Consider the following 22534-nt stretch of genomic DNA (forward strand, 5'->3'; position numbering starts at 1 on the left):
CTGTTACTCCTCCTCATAAAGCATATTGACTATTTCTTGAAGTTCATCGATTGTAATTCCGCTACTTTTTGCAACATTTACGGCTTTTACTAAGTATTCCTCAACAATTCTAAGCTGTTCTTCTTTTACAAATTCAATATTTTTTCCAGCTACAAAGCTTCCTTTACCTTGAACCGTTTCAATAAAACCATCACGTTCCAAATCTTCGTAAGCTCGCTTCGTCGTTATAACACTTACCCGTAATTCTTTTGCTAACAAGCGCATGGATGGGAGTGCATCCCCTTCATTAAGAATACCTGTCATAATAAAATTTTTAATTTGCGAGGAAATCTGTTCATATATTGGTTTCGAATTTGAATTACTAATTATGATATCCATTTAATCACCACACATCATATTGTATATATAGTATATACACAATATCTCATTATATATACACAAAGTCAACAGCAACACGAGATAATCTTTTAAAACGAGTATAAATAGCTGATTATTTACTCATATATATCAACAATTCAAATATTGAAAATGATATTATCAGTATCATTTTTAATAAATATAATATATAATCAACATATATTTTAGTAACTAAAATAAAAAGGGATGAACAAGATGAATAAAACTACAGAAGAAAACATACAAAATGTAGTTGATGAAATGTTTAAACTTCAAAAGAAATCAAATGAATTCATTAAACTCCTCACGCATGATGACACTCTTTCAGAAAATCTTATTCTATTATTACTAAAGCTTAAGCTATATGGACATATGAAAATCACTGAAATTGCAGAAGGTTTTATGTTAACTCCTGGGGCGGCAACAAATATGTGCGACAAACTAGAGGAACTACAATTAGTAGAACGAGTAAGGATTAAAGATGATCGAAGGGTCGTAAGAGTCTCACTTACTAATGAAGGTGAAACAAAAATAGCTAGCATTTTTTCAAAGTTCTCAGATGAACAACTAATGAACATTTCAGATATTTTAAAAGACATTAATAAAGTATTTGATAAAATTACAAAATAAACTGTAAACAAATCAAATAGAACGTTTGGTTAACATCATTCATTTTCTGTCATTAGCTTACCAATTGTTCATTGTTTTTAAATTGCCATGTAAGCTTAAATGATAAACATTCTTAGCATATTAACTGTTATCGGTTTGCTTCAGACTGTAGAAAAAACGTTGATTTCCGCTGCGAGCGGACGCTTTCCTTGGGCGGGGCCGAGCCGCTTTTCCCGTAGGAGTCGCCGCTCTCCACTCCAATCAACTGAATGCGTAAAAGAACCTTACAAGATTTTCGTATAAGATCCATACTGGCGATATTTATTTTTACTACAAGAAATTTTAAATGGCTGGCTACTTTCACAGGAAAACGGAGCTAATATTGTTGAAAATTACTTAAAAAGTACATCATAAAGAACTTACATCTTCCGTTTTTCTATTTACAAATACAAATAATGACAAAAGACATGAAGAGAAAATTATTTTCATGTCTTTTTGTATACATTCTGAAGCAAATCATATTGATTTGCTTTTTTATATGTATAAATACAATTTGTTCAAAATTAGTCGACACACGATGATCCATATTGACAGATTATTAAAACAAATATATATTATAATAACTAAATGTTTTAATTACTAAAATATTTAATAAGGGAGGTAATTATTTTGTTAAGAATTAAGAATATAAAAGTAAAATCATTTTTCAGTATAATGGGGGTTTTCATAATGGCGTTCTCAATAATGGCTATTTTATTAAAGCAATCTGAAAGTAAAGCTGTTAACAGCGAAGAACTTAAAGAAGTAAATCATATTATCATTAATTCAGATGTTACAAACATTGAGATTTTAAAAAGCGAGACAAAAATACATTATAAGTTGTCAGGGAAAGCATCTTTTTTCATAAAACCAAAACTGGCGTTGAAATATGATAAAGGCCAAGCGACTTTAACTGTTAAGGCTATCCCCAAAAAATGGATGTATTTCATCCCTGGCAATGTAAAAAGAACAACATTGCAATTATTCATTCCAGAAAGGTTACTTTCGTCCATTAAGGTTCATACTAAAAACGGAAATATTCACCTAGAAGATATAGAAGTAATAAATCACACAACTCTAGTTTCTAATATTGGAAACATTAAGGTAGATTCATTTAAAGGCTCTTCTATACAAGTCATTGCCAAAAATGGCGCTATTATAATGGGGAAAGTAAAGGGAGAAGTGGCAATTAATAATCATGTGGGTAGTCTTAAAGAAATAACCTTCTCAGAAATAATTGGGAAAAATACCATAAAGCTATCTAACGGAAACGCAAAAATTCTTTTACCATCTTCTCAAGACTTAACTGATATACAACTAAATATTGAAACCAAAAATGGACACATTACAACAAATAATACACAACTAAAAAATCACATAATAATAAATGGAGCAGGCCAAAACATTAAGAGCAACAATTTCAAAAATCGCGAATTAAACATATCTGTTTCGGTTGGTAATATTGAGATTAATTAAAATAGGTTATTTTCGTAAACTTTCTCGCCTATTAACAAGTAATACATATAGCTTTGAATGTATTTACTGAACTTATTTATAAACAAATAAAAAGACGTTACAAAGGGCTATCTAAAACACTTTTGTAACGTCTTTCAATTATTCACTATTAGCTAATGATAAATCCTATTTTCCCTAATTGTTCAGCCTTCTCCATACGATGAAACGCATTTTCAAACTGCTCTAACGTATACATTCCATCTATAACAGGTTTAATTTGATTCTCTTCAATAAAAGATAACATCTCTTTATACTCTTCAGCGCTGCCCATTGTAGATCCTAAGATATTATATTGTCCATAAAATATATCTCTCAAATTAATTTGAACCTCATCTCCCGCAGAAGCACCAAATGTAACAATTGTCCCTCCGCGTCGAAGTTGCTTTAATGATTTATTAAATGTAGCAGCCCCAACACATTCAATAACTAAATCCACTTTCTCGCCATTAAGCACAACATCCCAATCAACATTACTATCAATCGCTTTATCTGCACCTAGACGAAGAGCTGCATTAGCTTTTTCTTTAGAACGTGAAGTAACATATACAGTAGCTCCTACTGCTTTTGCAAATTGCAGTAAAAATGTAGCGACACCACTCCCTATCCCAGGTATTAAGACTTTCATATCATGTTTAATTTTCCCTCTTGTAAAAAGAGCACGATAAGCGGTTAAGGCAGCTAAAGATAATACCCCTGCTTCTTCCCAAGTTAAATATTTGGGTTTTTCTACTACATTTTCAATAGGCACTATAATACTTTCAGCAAATGTTCCATGAAAAGGATGTCCAATGATTTCAAACTCTTCAGGCGGGCAATCACTATTTCTATCCCAACCTAATCCCGGATTGATTATTACTTCACTACCGATTTGGTCAACATCAACACCTTCCCCTACAACTTCAATGACACCTGCACCATCTGAACCAATTACTAAAGGTGCTTCATCAGGCTGATGACGATTAAGTACAAATAAATCACGATGATTTAAACCCGCTGTTTTCAAACGAACGCGAACCTCGCCAGGTCCAGGACTTCCTTCTTGAATACGACCATATGATAAACCTGCAAATCCACTTTTACCCGCATGAATTAATGCTTTCATTTTCCTATTCTCCTTTTGAACCGTAGTAAGTTATGTATTTATACCATTATAACCCATAATGTAATAAAGAGGTCTCCAAGAAGTTCAAACATTTAAAAATGAACTTTTTGAAGAACCTCTCTTCATTTGTTATACAAACGATTCTATTAAAGCTTCAACCTTTTTCCATAGAATAGGACATCTATCTTTGTTAAATAAAAGAAGTAATTTTGTCCACTGGTAAACGCGTTGTCTTAAACGCTGGTGAAGCAGCCTTACCTAACGCAATTAATACAATCGGTAAATATCGATCGTCTATATCAAAAGTGTCAATAAATTTTATTTTGTCAAAGCCACCGATTGTTACTGTATCGTAGCCTCTAGATTTTGCTACTAGCATTAGCTGCATAGAAAATAATCCCGCATCAAATGAGACACTTTGTGCTCTTGATTCAATAGAAGCCTTTGAAAACAACTCTGTATATTTTTCAACATTTGTTTTCATCATTTCTTCATCAATATATCCTGCTTCATAAGTACTTTTATAAATAGCTTCAGCATTTTTATACATATCAATATCTCCAAGAATGGCTATTACTGCTGAAGATGTTTCAATACAATCTTGATTATAAGCAATTTTTTTCAAGTCTTTTTTGGCTTGTTTATCTTTAAATACTAAACAGCGCCATGGTTGTAAATTACAAGAAGATGGAGCTAAGGATGCCTCCTGTATCATTTCTTTAATTTCTTCTTGAGAAATAACAACTGAGGAATCGTACTCCCTAACTGAATGACGATTAGATATAACTTGTGAAAAATCCATTTGACTGCTCAAAGCTTTCTCCCTCCAAATATGTATTAATTTTAGATTCTACTCTAACTTACTAATTGCTCCAGAAAGTGTCAAGTTATTCTAATATAGCATTACAAAAGAAGGAAAACGATTCTCATTCATTTAGAGGAAATATAAAATAATAACGTTGAATGACCCCATTTATGATTCTTGCAAATCACTAACTATATCATGTAAGAATTGCTGATATTGTTCTAATTGCTTCCTTTGATGTTCAGACGCAATTTCCAACGCATTTTCAATTTGTTGATATGCTACTTCTATTTCTTGTTTCAAATGTTTTAATTGCTGACCATATGCTGCATCAGTTGAATCCATTTTTTCAAGAACATCACTTACTTCTTTTGTTTTTTCTTGTGCTTCTTGAAAGGCATATTGATTATCTTTTCTATAAGGCATAATAAGACTCCTTTCATCATTTTATTGATAGATTTCACCAAAACCATTTCATTTATTCGATGAATAAAAACAGCGTACTTTACAAATTTTATAAAGTGAAACTTTGCTTTGATTGAGCTCGTTCTCAACAGAAAAAAAGTTAAACTAGTTAGATTTTATTGAAGCTTATTTCCCATGTTTCGCTAGTGTGAATCATTATTTTTCAATAAAAATCTTTTCAAAAAATGGAGGAATCGTAAATGAGTGTAATTGATGGTAAAGGACCTAAGAAGCATGCTATAAAAGAACATCAATCTGGGCAGCCTGCGCCTTTAAGTGGCTCTCATAAGGTAAAAAATCGGAAACACAGTCGTCAAAAACATAATTCAAGTCATGATATGTAATTAATAAAGGCTGTTTCGATTTGTGAATAAGATGAGCAAAAAAGTCGTTTAAGGGCATGATGCGAGAATTCTACGGGAGCAGCCTCGATGGAATTTGCCCACATAGAGTAAAATAGAGAATATTTTAAATTTATCACATGGAAAAGATTGTAATAAAGATGAAATGTGTTATCTTTAATTAAAGCGACTAAGCTATTTGTACCTTTACTTTTATGAAAGATCCATCATCAGAGAATTCTACCACCGTATAAAAAATACGGTGGTTTTCTTTTTTTCTATCTCAACTTATCAAGCTAATTTCACTTCTTTTATAGTCATCAAATGTGAAGAGTAATATCTAGTGACTATTTAATTAGTTCAAATAATATTTGACAGCTATCTAGTCATAAAAAACATTATTGATATTTTTTAATTACATAGGGAGATAAATATGAATAAATATCTATTTGGATTACTTGTTATCATTACTACATTTTTAATGGGTTCTTCTTTTGCAATTGGTAAAATTGGACTTATGCACACAACACCTTTACTACTCGTCTCGCTGCGCTTTCTTATTGCTGGAGTCATCATGATGATAATTGTTGCTTGTCTAAAAAGAACCCATCCTAAAACGATACAGAATTGGCTAAGAATGATTATTATTGGTTTTTTTCAAACTACTGGAGTAATGGGGTGTATATTTATTAGTCTAAGAACCATTCATGCTGGTGCCACTTCGATTTTAACTTTTATGAATCCATTGTTGGTAGTTATACTTGGAACCATCTTCTTTAAAAACAACTACAGAGTAATACAATGGGGAGGTGTTTTATTGGGCTTTATAGGTGTATTTATAACAATGGGAGGACAAATTGATTTAAAAGTTGGAACTCTGTTAGGTTTTTTATCTGCAGTTTCCTGGGCTTTTGCAACTCTGTTAATAAAAAAATGGGGCGAAGCTTTTGACACTTGGGTACTTTCTGCCTATCAAATGTTTTTTGGAGGATGCTTGTTGTTATTGCTTAGTTTCTTATTAGAAACACCTTCATTTAGTATAAATAGCCAATCAATCATTATATTATTATGGTTAGCGATAATGGCTTCAATTGTTCAGTTTTCACTATGGTTTTTCCTACTTCAAAAAGGTGAGCCTGGCAAAACAAGTGCTTTTTTATTTTTAGCTCCTTTTTTTGGAGTTGTTTCTGGAGCATTATTATTAGACGAACCTTTACATTGGTACATTATTATAGGTGGAATTCTAATTTTCACTGGAATATTCTTAGTGAACTACCAAGTAACAAAAAAACAAGGATTTATGAAAACAACTGTGAAATCGGAAAATGCATAGGAAAATACTCTTATTTAATAACGAGAGGCGTATCCAAAATGATTGTATTTTAGATACGCCTAATATGATTTACGTTAATATAAATTTTGTAGTACTCCCATTTTGTTGACCCATTACTTCAAGCCTTGCATCAATTCTTTCTTTTAATTCTGGAACATGTGAGATAATTCCTACCAAGCGTCCATTACTTTGAATATCTAGTAACGCCTCGATTGCTTGATCTAATGATTCAGGGTCTAATGTTCCAAAGCCTTCATCGATAAACATTGTCTCTAACGAAATACCTCCTGCATTTTGTTGAACAACCGCAGCCAAACCTAAGGCAAGAGAAAGAGATGCCTTAAAACTTTCTCCACCAGACAACGTTTTAACATGCCTTTCAGTACCTGTGTATTGGTCAAAAACGGTTAATTCTAAACCACTTTGAATATTTCTTCTAGTTGGATCGACTTTTCTCAATAAACGATATCTACCGCTGGTCATTTTTGTTAATCTCTCATTTGCTTCTAGTAAAATGTCATCTAAAAAGGCAGCTAATACAAAACGTTCAAATGTAATACGGAAAGGGTTTTGACCTTTTGAAATTTCATATAAATGACCGATTGTTTCATATTCCCTTTGAATTTCCTTACGCTTATCAATTGCCATGGTCATTTTCCGAATAACCTTTTCATTTTGCTGTATTTTTACATGCATTTCACTTATAATCTCTCGCTGTTTATTCATTTCATCTATTAGATTTTGCACTTGCTGTTCTAAACTTTCAATATCAGGCATTTCTACATCTTTCAATACATATTCTATATTTGTAAATAAGCTACTTACATGTTGATATTCCTTATCAAAAGATTCAATTTCATTTTTCAGTTTTTCTATCTCAAAATCTTCTTTTTTAGCTTTTACATATGACTGATATGATTCAAAACCTTGATTCTCCATCTCCTGCTTAAAAAGATCTCGTTCACGTTCTAATTCAACCTGAAGAGACGATAGATTTTCTTCATATGTCTCAATCGTGCTTTTTACTTTCGTCTCTTCTTGTAGGTATTGCTGCCATATTTTTTGCTTACTTTCAAGTAATTGTTGTAGCTCATCACGTTTTGAAATGGCAGCTTTTAAAGCTTTTTCATAGTCAGCATAAGACCTTAGCTGTTCAGGGAGTCTTTCCATCATGCTTAACCATTTTGTCTGATGCTTAATATATAGCTCTTTTGATGAGTCTTCTTTTTCTTTCTCTTGTTTTAATGATGTTAATAGACTTGTATGCTTATCTTTATACGTTACTCTCTTTTGCTCTAAATCCGGTAAAGCTTTTTTCTGATCGAGTAGTTTCGCCACGTTTATAGATAAGTTCTTAGCTAAATCAATACTATATTGTATATGATCATCGATATTTTCCACACAAAAGTCCGATACTTTATCTTCGAGAGCAGTAACTTGTTTGTTGACATTATCTTGAATATTTTCAAACTGCATTTGCAGCTTATCATACTCCCTTTGAAGTTTAATAAACAACTGCTCCGCTTTGTTCGCTTTTTCTTTTTGTTGTTCAAAAGCTTCCTGAGTTGTATTGTTTTCATCATGTATAGCAGGATTAGGATGAGTCACTGAACCACAAACCGCACATGGCAGACCATCAACAAGATTAGATGCTAACAGACTAGCATGAGATTGAAAGATAGCCCGCTCCATCTCTTCTAGTTCTTTCTTAGCATCACCTAATTGGATTTCAGCTTGTGTAATCTTCTTTTTCTTTTCAAGTAATTGATTTTCGAGGGTCTTCATATTAGATTTGTTTGTTTTATAGTCTTGAAATAATCGTAATACTTCCTCGTTTTTTTCTTGATTGCGAATTGTCTCAGAGTATTGTGTTGAAGCTTTCTGCGATTGTAGAACAGCTTGATCAATCTCAGCTATGCCTATTTCAATATCACTCACTTGTTTTTCATATGATAGTCGATTTTCACTATGTTGTCTCCATTGCTTTTCATAGAGTTCAACTTCTTTTTGAAAGTTAGCAAAAGACAGTACATCCGACTTTAAATCTTGTAAGCTTATGACATTAGCTACTGCCGCTTCTCTCTCTTCCGTTTTACTTAATTGAAGTTGATAATCTTGATGACTTTGTTTGACATGATTACGAATATTGACATACTGTTGTTTCAATTTTTCCAGCTGAACCTTCGTATCATTCATCCTATTTCCTATTCGCAAATAGGATTGCTCTTGTTTTTCTAGTAATTTTGCTTTTTGCGACTCCACTAATTCAACTTTCCTTAAATCAATAACCACTTGTTTCTCTTGTAATTTATCTTTTGCGGCGCGCAGTCTTTGTCTTTCTGCAAACTTTTCTTTTATTTCTTTTCCTTGAAAAAGACGCTTTTGGATTTCTTTTTCCCATGCTTCTTTCAATTTAAATTCATTTTGAAGCAATTCCATTTCATTATTGCTTTCTGCCATATCCTCTTTTACAAATTCAATGATTTGTTCATCGGTAAGAGCCATGATTTGTTCTATATCTTCACGATCAGGTCTCCATTCAATATCATCATGTAAAGCTTTAATTTCTATTTGGAGCTGCTCTTCATGCTTTTTAATGACACTAACGTCATCCTTTAGCTTTTCTTCAATTTTTTTATAAATTTGTGTATGAAATAATTTTTGAAGAATAACTTCTTTTTCCTTACTCTCAGATACAAGAAGTTTTTTAAATTCACCTTGAGGAATCATTAATATTTGTTTAAATTGAGAAGCGTCTAATCCTATGATTTGCTTAATTTTATCATCAACATCTCTTACATTAGCTGCTAGTAATACCTTGCCTTCATTAGAAATTTCATAAAGCTCAGCTTTTGCCCCTACTGTTGTGCTCCCCTCACCTGATTTCTTTTTTCTTTCCTGCATAGGTGTTCGCCAAATAAAATAGGTTTTCTCTCTAAGCTGAAATTCCAAAGAAACTTCAGTTAAAAGATTGGGTTCAGCAAAATGGCTTCTTAAATCCGGACCATTACGATCATCACCGCTTGCTTTACCAAAAATGGCAAAACTAATACCATCAAAGATTGTTGTTTTCCCGGCACCCGTTTTACCAGAAATAACAAACATATTTCGATTTCCAAGCTTTGTGAAATCAATTATTTCAGTACCTGCATAGGGACCAAATGCTTGAAGCTGTAATTTTAATGGTCTCAATTTACTTCCACCTCTTTTTTCACACTTGAAATAACTTTTTCCATTACCTTCTTCTTATTAGCATCGAATTCTCGATCCGTCATTTGACGATAAAAGCTTTCAAATAATTGCAATTCAGATTTACTTTCACCTTTTAAAACGTTTAATTCTTGTTTATTTTTTATATCTTTCTGATCCCACTTTCTTTCCAAGTGAAGAACATTTGGATATACTTGTCTCAATTTTTGAATTGGGTCTAATATCGTTCCTTCATCTAATAATGTAATTTTTAAATAGTCATTTACACTTTGTTGATTATAAAATGCTGGTTCCATAATTTCATGAAAATACCCAATGATTTCTCTCATATCCTTTTCAGGTATCAACGGTCTTTTCTCTACAGTAAAAGTACCATCTTCTTTCATCTCAACAATGTTAATGGATTTATTCTGTTTAGCTTCGGAAAACGAATATTTTAAAAGCGAACCAGAATAAAAAATAGTTGGATGATGTATAGCATCAGGACTATGAAGGTGACCAAGTGCTGTATAAGTAAATGGAGCAAATAAATCACTAGAGACTGATCCAGACCCACCAACAGATAGAGTTCTTTCCGAGTCGGATGTAATACCTCCTGTGACAAAGGCGTGACCTACCAAAACATTTGGTTGATTAGTATTCATATTGCGTCGAATACGCTCAACAATCGATTTCATTGCATCTTGATGAGTGCTTATACTTTCATCTTGATACAATTGTTTCACTACGCCTGGTTCAGCATAAGGAACACAATAAAAGTTAACTCCTTTTATTCGGATTGGCGTAACCTCTTCTTCTATTTTACTTTCGATATATAAATTACTATGCTTATACCATGAAGAACCGAATGATAAGCGCTCTGCACTATCATGATTTCCTGTAATGGCCACAATTGGTATATTCATTTTAATATTCAATTGAAAAAGAATTTCATCTAATAATTCGACAGCTTCAGTAGGAGGAACCGATCGATCGTATAGATCACCTGCGATGACGATAGCATCTGGTTTCTCTACTTCAACAATTTGTAAAAATTGTTGTAAGATTTCTCTTTGATTTTCTGTCATGTGGATTCCATGAACAATTTTACCTAGATGCCAATCGGCAGTATGAATAAATTTCAATTGTAATCCCTCTCTTCATCCTATTATCCATTTCTAGTATAACAGATATAACCTAATCTAGAATGAACGTTCTACTCTATATTTACTAATTCTTTTCATACACCTTTTCATCTGAATGATGCCCTTCTATCAAAAATAGCTATCAATTAAAAAAGGCTGTCCGAAAAATGAATAATCATCCATTTTAGACGCCTTTAGCATTAGTATTATTAAAATAAATGCTCATAAACTTGAATATCTATGTTATTTTTTTGAAGTTTTTTTCTTAGAAATTTGTGATCTCGCTTCGGTGTCGCTGTAATATATCCCCGTATTATTAAATCTTCGTTAATTTGTTTGGCTTCTTCTTTTAAGGCTAACTCTCCGATTTTCCCTGCAATTTTTTGACGCGCGATATCTCGAAAAAGCTCTGGAACTGGACTAACTAAGTCATCCAAAAATTCATTAGTATCCTTTGACCATAGTATTTTCGTTTCCTTCACATAATACTCTTCCCAATCCATATCTGACAAACCATCGTTTTTTGGCATTCTTTTCAAAAACTTCCTGAACATGAAGAAACCACCGATAGCAAACAATCCTAACAGAATAATAATCCACACAAGAATAAACCATAAAAACCAACCCTCTAGCATTCTTTTCCCCCTGTTCTTATAACTATATGTTTACATTAATTATAATAATTGGATATTATCTTAGCAAGAAAACTTCCTGATTAATGGTTAAACATGACAACTTCATACTTGTTTGTCATTTTGGTAATTCGAAAAACACATACAAAAAGCACCATAAAACAATATAGTGCTTAAACAGTAGTTGTATTTGCTTTTGAGAGAAAATGTAATTCTTTATGAATCTTTTTAAATTGAAAATACATCGCGATTCGCCACGGTACAATCATACCGAAAGCAAGAATCCAAAACATTCCACTTAATTGCCCCACATCAATAGAGCTACTTAATATTACTTTGGCAATTAATCGAATGATTAATAATCCAAGTAAAATAAAAATAAATGCTTTCGATCTTTTTAAGTATATTTCATTGTCTTTAATTTCGAATTTTGATGTTTTTATTAAAAAAATGGAGAATAGCATTCCTACAGTTATGGCTTCTAAAATTTCCATTCCCGTAACTCTAAAAAATGGAAAGATGAACATTAACGCTCCTGTACTCATAAAAACAGGTGGTAAAATAATCTTTTTAACACTTGCCGGCTTCTTTGAAGCTTTCATTCTAATAAATAAAACAGTAAAAGCCATTAATACTGCAATGGCGGTTGAAATGTAAATCAAAAAGCACCAGTCCTTTAAAGGTTTAATCCTTAAACCTTTTTAAATAGTAATTGTAAATTTCAAACAATAATTTCTTATATATTATCAATTTTTCTATCATAAATCAAAAAGACTGTCTTTAGTAAACCCTTACTTAAAAGACAGTCTGAAACGAACTAATTTAGTACACGATTAATCGCCTGGATAACAATCGATTCATCAAAAGGTTTGACAATAAAATCCTTAGCTCCTGCCTCTATTGCTTCAACAACCTTTTTCTGTTGCCCCATTGCTGAACACATAATAATCTTCGCATCAGGGAATTCGGATCTAATTTCTCTAACCGCTTCAATTCCACCCATTTCTGGCATTGTTATATCCATCGTTACTAAATCCGGTTGAAATTCTTTATATAATTCAACAGCTTGCCGACCATTCTCACCTTCTCCAATAATTTCGTGGTTTGCCTTTAATAACATATTGGATAAAGTCATTCTCATGAATTTAGCATCGTCGATAATAAGTATTCTAGCCATCGTTGGACCTCCTTGCTTTTGCACAACAGGTAAAAGTATTTAATCCGAATTATCAGTAAAATATATATTATAATACAAAATATATCCTACTTTTATACTATAATCAAATATAAACATCCAATTTTCTGTAATAAATCTATTGATACTATGTGTTTATATTACTATTAATCTATAATAACAGGAAAAATCAACTAGTGATTATTTAAAATCCAGTCCAACCACCAAATAGTTGATTAACAAAAAAGGAAGATATATAACTCATCCCATTAAAGAAAAGAATCGTTCCCATTATAATCATTATATAACCACCAGCTTTTACAATCCTAACATTATGCTTTTTAATCCAATTCATTCTCCCTATAAAAAATGATAGGATAAAAAATGGTACCGCAAAGCCTAGAATATATGCAGCCATATAAATGAGAGCTGAATCTGAATTCTGAGCTGCTAAAGCTAAAACAGAAAATAAAATTGGTCCCGTACAAGGAGTCCAGCCCGCAGCAAACGCCAGTCCAATAATAACTGAACCAATATAACCACCTGGTCTATTTTTCAATTCAAATTTATGATCTTTCATAAGAAAGGTTGGTCTGATAAATCCAATAATAACAAAGCCAAAAAAAACGATTACAATCGCTCCAATTTGTCTTATCATTTCTTGATTTGATTTAAAAAATACTCCTAAAAAAGAAGTGGCATAGCCTAAGGCAATAAAGATAATTGAAAATCCTAATAAAAAGAAAAGTGTATGTAATAGACTTCTTTTTCGCAACATAACATTCTCTGATTTGATTTCCCCAACACTCATACCTGTTATATATGAAAGAAAAGCAGGATATAGCGGTAAACTACAAGGAGAGATAAAGCTTAAAAAGCCTGCACCAAATGCAAGGAATAAATTAAGATCTGCCAAACCATCACCCCATTTACTTTATATTGCCATTTTATCAAATAAAAGGTTATTAAAGGAGTGATTGATATATGAATTTTATGTGAAATTTAACATTAATACCAATTTTACACTAAGTGTTTGAATTAATTTCCATAAAAAGATATACTGTTAATGATATAATTACATATTTTTCTAGTAATATTGAACTATAATAAATTATCAGGTAGAAAGGATTATCACTTGTGTCTAAAAATGAATTACTGCAATTAATTGAAAGAAAGAGAAAGGAATTAGGAAAAATCGTTTCCCAGCACGGCTTAAATAGTGCTACTACATTACAATATAGCCAAGAACTAGATTGTTTGTTAAATAAGTATAATAATATTTATTAACATTGACATCTAGTTTTCATATACAATCTACTATACTTTCAAATAGATTCCTTACCTTTAGAGTAAAATTCTAACTAATACGAGTTTTACTCCCCTTCTAGATGTATGACGTCTATCCCATTCATTATATTCAAAACTTTTAAAATAATCAAATAACTTATGAGGTATTGTGAATCTATTTTACATATTTTTCGAATTTACTTATTATAAGTGATATTAGTAAAAAACCCATATAGTGAATACAAATCTTCACCATATGGATTTTGATTATTTTTATTTTGTTGTAGCAGCTTTTGTATCATCAATTGGAATTTGTATTAGCTGATTAGAACCTGTTGCTTTAGGCATCTGACCATCCCATTTTTCAATCCATTTATTTTGTATAACCTCAGTAGAAATAGATTTTTTAATGATTTCGTTATATTCAGCTATACCTTGTGCTTCGATTTTTTTCTTTTGTGCTTCTGCTTTAGCAATGTTTAATTCAATTTGTTTTCTTTCTAATTCTTGGGCAGCTTCTACTCTTTTGTTAATAGCAGCCTGAGTAGATTCATCAGGTTTCGGTACCCCTAAAGTTAGATCCTCCACTGTAAAACCTAAACCACTAATATCTTCTGAAAAAATCGTTTGAACAGCTACAGCCGCCTCCGCTGATTTTTCACCATACGTATCAATTACTGAATATTTTGCAATTCCTTTTCGTCCTGCATCCCAAAGTCTTGTTTTCATATAAGACTCTTCAATTTGTTCAACTGGAATTGGGCCGAATTTATTAAATACATCAACCACCTTATCCGGTTGAATAGAATAGTTGTAGGCAAAATCGATGGTTACATTTTTTCCATCTGAAGTAGCTACTTGAATATCTTTATAATTTACCGTTTGCATTCTAATCGGATAAATGGTTACTTTATCGAATAGACCAACAAGATGCCAACCTTGGCTTAAAGTATCGTTTTGTACACCACCATTAGGACTATACACTACCCCAACATAACCATTAGGGATTTTTTCAATAAATAAAGAAGTAACAGCTACTCCTATTACTAGAACAAGAGCAATAATAGTTCCTCCTAATATTTTTCGACTTTTCCCCTTTTTAATCGGTGTCACGTTTTCCATTGTCATCCTCCTCAATCTTCTTTTTTAGCTTATATGCCGTATCTCCAACACTTTTGAACGAAGGAGATAAGATTAGCCATACTCCGATACAAATAAAAATGACCACAATAATAGAACCTATAATTACTTTCATTTGCACTCCTCCCTCTTCTATTATTTTTACATTCCTTTTCCAAAAAGTCATTACTATCTAATAGATTTAAGGAATTGTTCACTTAAAAAACACTTCCAGACTGTTAATTACATGAATCAACTACAATAATGGTATATACATTTTATTAGATCTCAATATCTTTCGTGCAATGAAAAAGAATGGTTAATCATATATACGATTCACCAACGATAAAGTTTCAAAAGTTTCTTTTTATTAACTCTTCACAATCTTTGTTGTCTATGAACAAGTAAGGAGTATAGATTGAACTGACTTCTCTTCATGATGCTTACTTTCCGCGGTACGGTAAGCTTTCTTGGCGCATAGCGTAAGTAGCTAGTACTTATCCACCAACCTCTTACACAAAAACTGATTCTTCTTTATTAACACAAAAGACTACCCCTTTACTCATTTGAGCAAGAAGGTAGTCTTTTGTGAATGATTAACCATTTTAATGATGTGAAGCTTCCATTCATGTAAAATTTCAGCTTATACAAAGTATGTCAAAACCCATGGAATATGAGGGCTTATTATTTCATTTGTTTGTTCATAGCACTCATCATTTGATTAATTTTCTTTTGAGACGGTTTTTGTCCCATTTGCATCATCATCATGCGTAACATTTGTTCATTGATTGGTGGATTCTTTTTCAAATAATTCATCATGTACTTACGTGCGATGAAGAATCCGATTGCTATACCAGCTAATAAAGCTACAATAGCAACAACCCATGCTAGCCAAGTCATACGTATTTCCTCCTTCAAGTTGTCTACTATTTAGTGTACTAGACCACACGTTATTATACAATATTCCATAGGATTTTTGTAAGGATTAAATAAAATTTCTCTCTTTTATCGGCTTTAACCAGCCATAACGTTTATGTTCAATATCAATAGCAATAAAGCTATCTTCACATTTGCGCAAGCATTCGAATAAAACGGTTTCAGCATCATAGCTTCCTTCCGCTGAAATGTATAACATTCTGTTATGGATTTCAAGCTTAGCCGTACTTTTTGACCTTGATTTACTTTCATTAATTCTAACATAATATACCCCATTTTTACATTTAATAGTCTGATTGTATGATAATTGCCTGTGCATTTCTTCTTGAAGATTCTTTACAGGAATCTCCTTTGTTATATATAAAATCTGACGACCAATAATATGTGTTTGAGCACCGCTAGAATTACGATAATCTTGAAACAATCCATAAAACAAGACTTCTCTTCCTAGATATTGCCTAGCATATTGTTCTTCTATTAAATAGATTTGATAACATCTCATCGTAATCCCCCTATCATTCCTTTTACTTTAGTATATAAAGGATTGATTATGGAAATTGCTGATTCTTGTTGAAAAATCGCACTAGTTTTGTCGATGACCAAAAATTTTCACAGAATAGAGATGTTATTATATTATTCACACCACTATATAAAAAAAGATGCTCAAATCAATTGAGCATCTTCATTCATTTTTATTAAAATAATGCTTTTACTTTTGCAACAACATTCTCTGTTGTAAAGCCGTATTCAGCCATTACTTTTTCACCAGGAGCTGAAGCACCCCACTTGTCAATGCCAAGTACGTCTCCTTCAAATCCTACATATTTATGCCAACCAAATGTTGCAGCCATCTCAATACCTAATCTCTTCGTTACTGATGGAGGCAATACAGAATCTTTGTATTCCTTAGATTGCTTCTCAAAACGATCCCATGATGGCATACTTACTACTGATACATCAATACCTTCACTTGCTAACTGTTTTTGAGCTGCAATTGCTAGTGATACTTCAGAACCTGTAGCTAGGATTAGAGCATCTGCTTGTTCTTTAGTAGATGGTGAAACAACGTAAGCTCCTTTCGAAACTCCTTCATATGCTACATCAGCAGATTGAGTAATCGTTGGAAGATTTTGTCTAGTTAATACTAGTACAGTTGGAGTATCTGTAGATTCAACTGCTAACTTCCATGCAGCCGCTGTTTCATTTCCATCTGCTGGACGAATTACTGATAAATTATGCATTGCACGTAATGATGGAAGTTGTTCGATTGGCTCATGAGTAGGACCATCTTCACCAACCGCAATACTATCATGTGTAAATACATACGTCACAGGTAAATTCATTAAAGCTGATAAACGAATAGCTGGACGAACATAGTCAGAGAATACAAAGAAAGTTCCTCCGAATACTTTTAATCCTCCGTGTAATGCCATACCATTTAATGCAGCACCCATTGCAAATTCACGAACACCAAACCAGATATTTCTTCCTTGATAGTTACCTGGTAAGAAATCTCCTGCACCATTAATCATTGTTTTATTAGATCCAGCTAAGTCAGCTGATCCACCAAAGAATGAAGGTAGATTTTTCGCAATTCCATTAATTACTTCACCACTAGATGCACGTGATGCTAGGCTTTTTCCTTCTTCATAAACAGGAATATCTTTATCCCAATTAGTCGGAAGTTCATTGTTAATAGCAGCACTTAATTCATTTGCTAACTCAGGATATTGTTCTTTATATGCAGCAAATAATTCATTCCATTCCGCTTCTTTTGAAGTACCTGCCTCAACACATGTTTTTTCAAAATGTGCATAAACTTCTTCTGGTACATAGAAATCTTCTTCAAATGTCCATTTATAAGCTTCTTTTGTTAATTTTAGCTCATCAGCACCTAGTGGCATACCATGTGCGGAAGATGAACCAGCACGATTTGGAGAACCAAAACCAATAACAGTTTTAACTTCGATCATTGTTGGCTTTGTTAAATCTTGTTTTGCTGCTTCAAGAGCATTAGATAACTCTTCTATATCATTACCATCATTCACTTTAATATATTGCCATCCATACGCCTTATATCTTTCTTCAATACTTTCGCTAAATGATTGGCTTAACTCACCATCTAAAGAAATATCATTTGAATCATATAAAACAATAAGACGGCCTAATTGTAAGTGACCAGCTAATGAAGAAGCTTCAGCAGAAACACCTTCCATTAAATCTCCATCACCACAGATACTATATGTAAAATGATCTACTACTTCATAGCCTTCTTTATTATATTTAGAAGCTAAATGACGCTCAGCCATCGCCATACCTACAGCCATAGAAATACCTTGTCCTAGAGGACCCGTAGTAGCTTCTACACCTGGTGTATGCCCAAATTCAGGGTGTCCTGGAGTTTTACTTCCCCATTGACGGAATTCTTTCAAATCTTGTAGACTTACATCATACTTTGCTAGGTGTAGCAGACTGTATAATAATGCTGATCCATGTCCAGCAGATAATACAAAACGATCTCTATTGAACCATTTAGGATTTTTCGGATTGTGATTCATGTGTTTAGTCCATAAAGTATATGCCATTGGTGCGGCACCCATAGGCATTCCAGGGTGTCCTGAATTTGCTTTTTCAATCGCATCAATTGACAATGTACGGATGCTATTGATGGAAAGTTGATCTACGTTTTTCAATATTAATACTTCCTTCCATAGATAAGTTTATTCCTTCTTATATTATATTTGTTATATAAGAAAGACAATATAAAACGTGAACATATAGTGAAAAATGTAATATATTTTTATAAAAAAGACACAAATATATATGTGTACTTATGATTCTCAAAACAAAAAGGATGCATACAAAAGCACCCTTCTCCAATTAACACCTATCAATGTAGATTTTTCCTTTTTTGTTCTTGAATTCTCTTTACTCTATCAGGTGTTACATCATTACCTTCTGGATCTATAACTTTTAAATGCTCGATAGTATCTGACATTGATTTTCTAAATGTTTGTAAATATTCACTACGTAATTTTGATTGTTCTTTAGCTTCAGCAGGTGTTAATCCTGTTGTTTTAGACTTTTTAGCTAATTCATTGATTCTTGCAATTTTATCTTTTGACAGCATATAAACGCTCCTTCATTTTCAAAAAAACTTATTAATACTGTCATATTATAAGAAATTAAAATATGTATCAAGTTTTACTCCTCATGTTCAGGTAATGATTCCATATATTCCAAATATCTTCGATTAACCGTTGCTTTAGAAACTTGATAACCAAATCCTCTTAAAGTAGCTGCAATTTCAGAAAAAGTTAAACCATTTTCACGAAGACGTATGATTTCTTGAATTGGAACTATTTTCTTTTCAGGGCCTTTTGACTGATCTTGGTTTTTGATATTTTTTTGTGGTTTATAACCATTATCAACGGCTTTTTTCATACCACGGCTAATCTTCATATTATGTAATTTTCTTTGATATTCTTCTACAATCCCGACAATTTGCAAGACCATAGAATCTGACTCAGAAAATTCCATTTCCCCTTGATGGGAATGAGTATAAATCTTGACTCCTTCTTTCACTATACAATGTAATAATGCTATTTTAGCATTTCCTCTTCCTAGCCGAGTTTCATCTTGAATCAATATAGCATCTATATCATTCTCTTTTATGCAATCTAGTAATTCAAATACTCCATCACGGTTTAATTGATAGCCACTTTCTTTTTCACTAATAATTTTAACGACTTCAAACGATAATTGATGCGCTAATTGATTAAGTTCTTGTTCCTGTCTTTTTAAAGAGGTTTCTTGTGTTTCCTTTTCTGTACTTACTCGACAATATATGATAGCTCGTTTCATTCTTTACAACCTTTCAAAACTATGGCGTTAAAAATGTGCCATTGCTATTGGTTCATAGATAATTGCGTTCTATGATTTTCTTTTACTGGGATAACTAATACATCACCAGCTTTTAGCACTTCACCATTTAAATTGTTTACTTTCTCAATAATAGCAATAAATTTCGGAGTACCGATATTATTATCTTTATATTTTTCTGCAATGTTCCACAAAGTATCACCTTGAGACACTGTGATTTCTACATAGTTACTAGAGTTATCCGAACCAAATTTATATAAAGATGTAATAGAAAATAATAAAAATAGGCCAATTAAAATAAGGGAAAATGAATTTCTTACAATAAAATGTTTCATAAAATATTTCTCCTTTTCTCAACACCGAATATTTGTTCGTATTTCTTATATTTCGAATTATAATACGAACATTTGTTTTCGTCAATATATAATTCAAACATATGTTTGTATCTCTTTTTCTTCCATGTTATAATCTTCTTATAGACATTGAAGTGGGGGTGTATCGATGAGCAAATTATCTAAAAGGCAACAAGATATTCTTGATTTTATAAAAGATGAAGTAAACCAGAAAGGCTATCCACCGTCTGTACGAGAAATTGGTGAAGCAGTCGGTTTAGCTTCAAGCTCCACTGTTCACGGACATTTGGCTAGATTAGAAGCAAAAGGTTTAATAAGAAGAGATCCTACTAAACCTCGTGCAATTGAAATACTAGACTTAGAGGAAGAATCCTTAATACCAAAACGCAAGGTCGTAAATGTACCGTTAATTGGTAAGGTAACGGCAGGACAACCTATTACTGCTATTGAGAATGTTGAGGAATATTTTCCTTTACCAGAACATCTAGCTGGTTACGATCAACAAGTATTTATGCTAGAGATATCAGGAGATAGTATGATAGAAGCTGGCATACATGACGGAGATTACGTTATTGTCCGACAACAAAGTACAGCTCTAAATGGTGAAATTGTTGTTGCGATGACTGAAGAGGATGAAGCAACGGTTAAACGATTCTTTAAGGAAAGAAATTATTTCCGCTTACAACCTGAAAACTCTTCGTTAGAACCAATTATCTTAGAAAAAGTATCAATTTTAGGAAAAGTCATCGGTTTATACCGAGAAATTCATTAAGTACAATATAAAAAAGATTCAAAAGTTAGCATTAAGGCTAAACATTTGAATCTTTTTTATTGTATTTAAATTTAGTCGTAACAATAATAAGAGTAAACTTATTTTAATTTATTTCCTTGAATTAATCCTCGATATAAAGCTACATAGATTAATGCAATAGCATCGTCTAGCGATAATTCCCCTTTTACTAATTTTTCTCTATGGGCAGGACTAATTGCTAAATCACCATGTACGTCTTTATTTTCAAAACTTTGTAAAACCATAGCAGTTGAGTTAATCATTGTGGCATTACTCGGTTGGTACACGTGAACATCCTCCTTCTCCTTGCTATTAGAGTTAGAATTTGAGAACAATTTTTTGAAATCAATCCAAGTTACATTCGAACCGCTTCTCATAATCTTTGGACAATTTTTCCCACTCCAATAATTATGCTGAACAACATTTTCAATTGAAATATTTTCATCTCTCATTATTATCTTCGTTAATGCTGCTGCATTTTGCACTGCTTTTTGATAATTCCCATCGCTATTTACACAAATTTCTATATGAATCGATTCCTTATTACCTTTCGTTGTACCCGCCGCCCAACACATCCAAGTATGCTCAAATGACTGTATCGCTTCTTTATCATCAACTTGCCAATGCCATGATGCTTCTCTAATATTGCCATTTGCTTGCAAACGTGCATGTGCATCAGCATTAGCTCCATTACTTGTATTATCCGTTTCATGTATTGTGATATATTTTTTATATTTCCTTTCCCATACGTAAATCTTTCAGCAACTGAATCAGATACCAAATACTTACGAGTACTCACCATACAATCACCTCAAGGTAATCTATGTTAAGTTCTATCAAATGGCTTGTACTATATCCTATTGATTAAAAAAAGGCTTCTTTTTACTCCTACTATCCCCCCATGTTGGAAAGAGCTATTTTAAAGTGGAATAAAATGAGAAGAATTCTTAATTATTCAAAGAATGTTCACCACTATAAAAGAATCTATTGAAAAATGGAATTATACTATAATTATGAATTTGTTTTATAAGGAGTTCTTAATTATGACAACATGCACAATGCACCGTATTTTAAAGTACAAAACACGAAAAGGTAAATTAATGGATTTAGCCAAAAAAAGTAAAGAGAAACAATTAATAAACACTTGGATTGAACCGTGTGATGATGAAGATTGTAAATGCAAAGATAAAGTTTTTAAAGAATACGCAATGCCTGATGGTTCACTTCAAATTGAAAAAACATGTCTAAATGAAACAAATTAGTATAAAGCCCTTCTTAACCGAGAAGGGCTTTATACTTTTTACAGATAAGCTAATTAATCGTTAGAAATACTAGAGATAACACTCACACAGGTAAATTATGGAATATAACATGTTAAATAATTAATGAAATCATAAAAATTAACCCAATATCATTCGTAAT

26 protein-coding genes are annotated in these 22534 nt (G+C 32.2%); 7 read left to right on the forward strand and 19 right to left on the reverse strand.

Annotation, left to right across the window (positions count from 1 at the left end):
• Positions 1-3 precede the first annotated feature (3 nt).
• Positions 4-378, reverse strand: coding sequence for a GntR family transcriptional regulator (locus BN349_RS10015; protein ID WP_019242168.1), 375 nt, complete (start codon positions 376-378; stop codon positions 4-6).
• Between the two features lie 234 nt (positions 379-612).
• Between BN349_RS10015 and BN349_RS10020 the strand changes: the two genes are divergently transcribed.
• On the forward strand, positions 613-1026 hold the full coding sequence (locus BN349_RS10020) for a MarR family winged helix-turn-helix transcriptional regulator (RefSeq protein ID WP_019242169.1): 414 nt from the start codon (positions 613-615) through the stop codon (positions 1024-1026).
• Positions 1027-1674: 648 nt separating this feature from the next.
• Positions 1675-2520: a DUF4097 family beta strand repeat-containing protein gene (locus BN349_RS10025; RefSeq protein WP_019242170.1), complete on the forward strand. Its 846-nt coding sequence runs from the start codon at positions 1675-1677 to the stop codon at positions 2518-2520.
• Positions 2521-2668: 148 nt separating this feature from the next.
• Here the strand turns inward: BN349_RS10025 and BN349_RS10030 are convergent, their stop codons facing one another.
• The 3 genes from BN349_RS10030 to BN349_RS10040 form a co-directional block, all read right to left on the reverse strand.
• A complete protein-coding gene (locus tag BN349_RS10030; RefSeq protein ID WP_019242171.1) occupies positions 2669-3661 on the reverse strand; it encodes a zinc-binding dehydrogenase in 993 nt (330 codons plus the stop codon).
• 190 nt (positions 3662-3851) lie between these two features.
• Complete coding sequence (locus BN349_RS10035) at positions 3852-4475, reverse strand: nitroreductase family protein (RefSeq protein WP_019242172.1); 624 nt, start codon at positions 4473-4475, stop codon at positions 3852-3854.
• A gap of 159 nt (positions 4476-4634) precedes the next feature.
• A complete protein-coding gene (locus BN349_RS10040; RefSeq protein ID WP_019242173.1) occupies positions 4635-4892 on the reverse strand; it encodes a hypothetical protein in 258 nt (85 codons plus the stop codon).
• Between the two features lie 239 nt (positions 4893-5131).
• Here BN349_RS10040 and BN349_RS10045 point away from each other — a divergent pair, with 239 nt between their 5' ends.
• Positions 5132-5275 (forward strand): small acid-soluble spore protein P, encoded by a 144-nt coding sequence (locus BN349_RS10045; protein WP_019242174.1) that lies wholly within the window; start codon positions 5132-5134, stop codon positions 5273-5275.
• Positions 5276-5705: 430 nt separating this feature from the next.
• A complete protein-coding gene (locus BN349_RS10050) occupies positions 5706-6605 on the forward strand; it encodes a DMT family transporter (RefSeq protein WP_019242175.1) in 900 nt (299 codons plus the stop codon).
• 69 nt (positions 6606-6674) lie between these two features.
• On the opposite strand, the gene BN349_RS10055 is transcribed toward BN349_RS10050, so the two are convergent.
• The 6 genes from BN349_RS10055 to BN349_RS10080 all read right to left on the reverse strand — a co-directional run bounded on the left by BN349_RS10055 (position 6675) and on the right by BN349_RS10080 (position 13661).
• The gene (locus BN349_RS10055) at positions 6675-9797 is read right to left on the reverse strand and encodes an AAA family ATPase (RefSeq protein WP_019242176.1); all 3123 of its coding nucleotides are present in this window, start codon (positions 9795-9797) and stop codon (positions 6675-6677) included.
• Positions 9794-10939 carry an exonuclease SbcCD subunit D gene (locus BN349_RS10060; RefSeq protein WP_019242177.1) on the reverse strand — a complete coding sequence of 382 codons (1146 nt, stop codon included), beginning with the start codon at positions 10937-10939 and terminating at the stop codon, positions 9794-9796. Before BN349_RS10060 ends, BN349_RS10055 begins: the two co-directional genes overlap by 4 nt.
• Before the next feature lie 209 nt (positions 10940-11148).
• The gene (locus BN349_RS10065; protein ID WP_019242178.1) at positions 11149-11574 is read right to left on the reverse strand and encodes a DUF2621 family protein; all 426 of its coding nucleotides are present in this window, start codon (positions 11572-11574) and stop codon (positions 11149-11151) included.
• A gap of 170 nt (positions 11575-11744) precedes the next feature.
• The gene (locus tag BN349_RS10070; protein ID WP_019242179.1) at positions 11745-12233 is read right to left on the reverse strand and encodes a CcdC family protein; all 489 of its coding nucleotides are present in this window, start codon (positions 12231-12233) and stop codon (positions 11745-11747) included.
• Positions 12234-12388: 155 nt separating this feature from the next.
• Complete coding sequence (locus BN349_RS10075; RefSeq protein ID WP_019242180.1) at positions 12389-12748, reverse strand: response regulator; 360 nt, start codon at positions 12746-12748, stop codon at positions 12389-12391.
• A gap of 202 nt (positions 12749-12950) precedes the next feature.
• A complete protein-coding gene (locus BN349_RS10080) occupies positions 12951-13661 on the reverse strand; it encodes a cytochrome c biogenesis CcdA family protein (protein WP_019242181.1) in 711 nt (236 codons plus the stop codon).
• A 221-nt stretch (positions 13662-13882) separates the two neighbouring features.
• Here BN349_RS10080 and BN349_RS25355 point away from each other — a divergent pair, with 221 nt between their 5' ends.
• On the forward strand, positions 13883-14032 hold the full coding sequence (locus BN349_RS25355) for an aspartyl-phosphate phosphatase Spo0E family protein (protein ID WP_081591219.1): 150 nt from the start codon (positions 13883-13885) through the stop codon (positions 14030-14032).
• Between the two features lie 273 nt (positions 14033-14305).
• On the opposite strand, the gene BN349_RS10085 is transcribed toward BN349_RS25355, so the two are convergent.
• From BN349_RS10085 to yneA, 8 genes are all read right to left on the reverse strand, one after another.
• Positions 14306-15154 carry a prohibitin family protein gene (locus BN349_RS10085; RefSeq protein WP_019242182.1) on the reverse strand — a complete coding sequence of 283 codons (849 nt, stop codon included), beginning with the start codon at positions 15152-15154 and terminating at the stop codon, positions 14306-14308.
• On the reverse strand, positions 15132-15287 hold the full coding sequence (locus BN349_RS26115) for a hypothetical protein (protein ID WP_019242183.1): 156 nt from the start codon (positions 15285-15287) through the stop codon (positions 15132-15134). Before BN349_RS26115 ends, BN349_RS10085 begins: the two co-directional genes overlap by 23 nt.
• Before the next feature lie 548 nt (positions 15288-15835).
• Positions 15836-16051 carry a YneF family protein gene (locus BN349_RS10095; protein ID WP_019242184.1) on the reverse strand — a complete coding sequence of 72 codons (216 nt, stop codon included), beginning with the start codon at positions 16049-16051 and terminating at the stop codon, positions 15836-15838.
• A gap of 85 nt (positions 16052-16136) precedes the next feature.
• Complete coding sequence (sirA, locus tag BN349_RS10100) at positions 16137-16589, reverse strand: sporulation inhibitor of replication protein SirA (RefSeq protein WP_019242185.1); 453 nt, start codon at positions 16587-16589, stop codon at positions 16137-16139.
• Between the two features lie 193 nt (positions 16590-16782).
• Positions 16783-18783 (reverse strand): transketolase, encoded by a 2001-nt coding sequence (tkt, locus tag BN349_RS10105; RefSeq protein ID WP_034294032.1) that lies wholly within the window; start codon positions 18781-18783, stop codon positions 16783-16785.
• A 194-nt stretch (positions 18784-18977) separates the two neighbouring features.
• A complete protein-coding gene (locus BN349_RS10110; RefSeq protein WP_019242187.1) occupies positions 18978-19217 on the reverse strand; it encodes a DUF896 domain-containing protein in 240 nt (79 codons plus the stop codon).
• 74 nt (positions 19218-19291) lie between these two features.
• The gene (locus BN349_RS10115; protein WP_019242188.1) at positions 19292-19951 is read right to left on the reverse strand and encodes a YneB family resolvase-like protein; all 660 of its coding nucleotides are present in this window, start codon (positions 19949-19951) and stop codon (positions 19292-19294) included.
• 44 nt (positions 19952-19995) lie between these two features.
• Entirely contained in the window at positions 19996-20304 is a 309-nt protein-coding gene (gene yneA, locus BN349_RS10120; protein WP_019242189.1) for a cell division suppressor protein YneA, read from the reverse strand.
• A 166-nt stretch (positions 20305-20470) separates the two neighbouring features.
• On the opposite strand from yneA, the gene lexA reads away from it, so the two are divergent.
• Positions 20471-21094 carry a transcriptional repressor LexA gene (gene lexA, locus BN349_RS10125; RefSeq protein ID WP_019242190.1) on the forward strand — a complete coding sequence of 208 codons (624 nt, stop codon included), beginning with the start codon at positions 20471-20473 and terminating at the stop codon, positions 21092-21094.
• Positions 21095-21192: 98 nt separating this feature from the next.
• Here lexA and BN349_RS24875 read toward each other — a convergent pair whose 3' ends face one another.
• On the reverse strand, positions 21193-21867 hold the full coding sequence (locus BN349_RS24875) for an N-acetylmuramoyl-L-alanine amidase (RefSeq protein ID WP_081591220.1): 675 nt from the start codon (positions 21865-21867) through the stop codon (positions 21193-21195).
• Positions 21868-22155: 288 nt separating this feature from the next.
• Between BN349_RS24875 and BN349_RS10135 the strand changes: the two genes are divergently transcribed.
• Positions 22156-22374 carry a hypothetical protein gene (locus BN349_RS10135; RefSeq protein ID WP_019242192.1) on the forward strand — a complete coding sequence of 73 codons (219 nt, stop codon included), beginning with the start codon at positions 22156-22158 and terminating at the stop codon, positions 22372-22374.
• The last annotated feature ends 160 nt before the right edge of the window (positions 22375-22534 follow it).

The organism is Bacillus sp. AP8 (assembly GCF_000321185.1).
Lineage (GTDB): Bacteria > Bacillota > Bacilli > Bacillales > DSM-1321 > Bacillus_AD > Bacillus_AD massilioanorexius.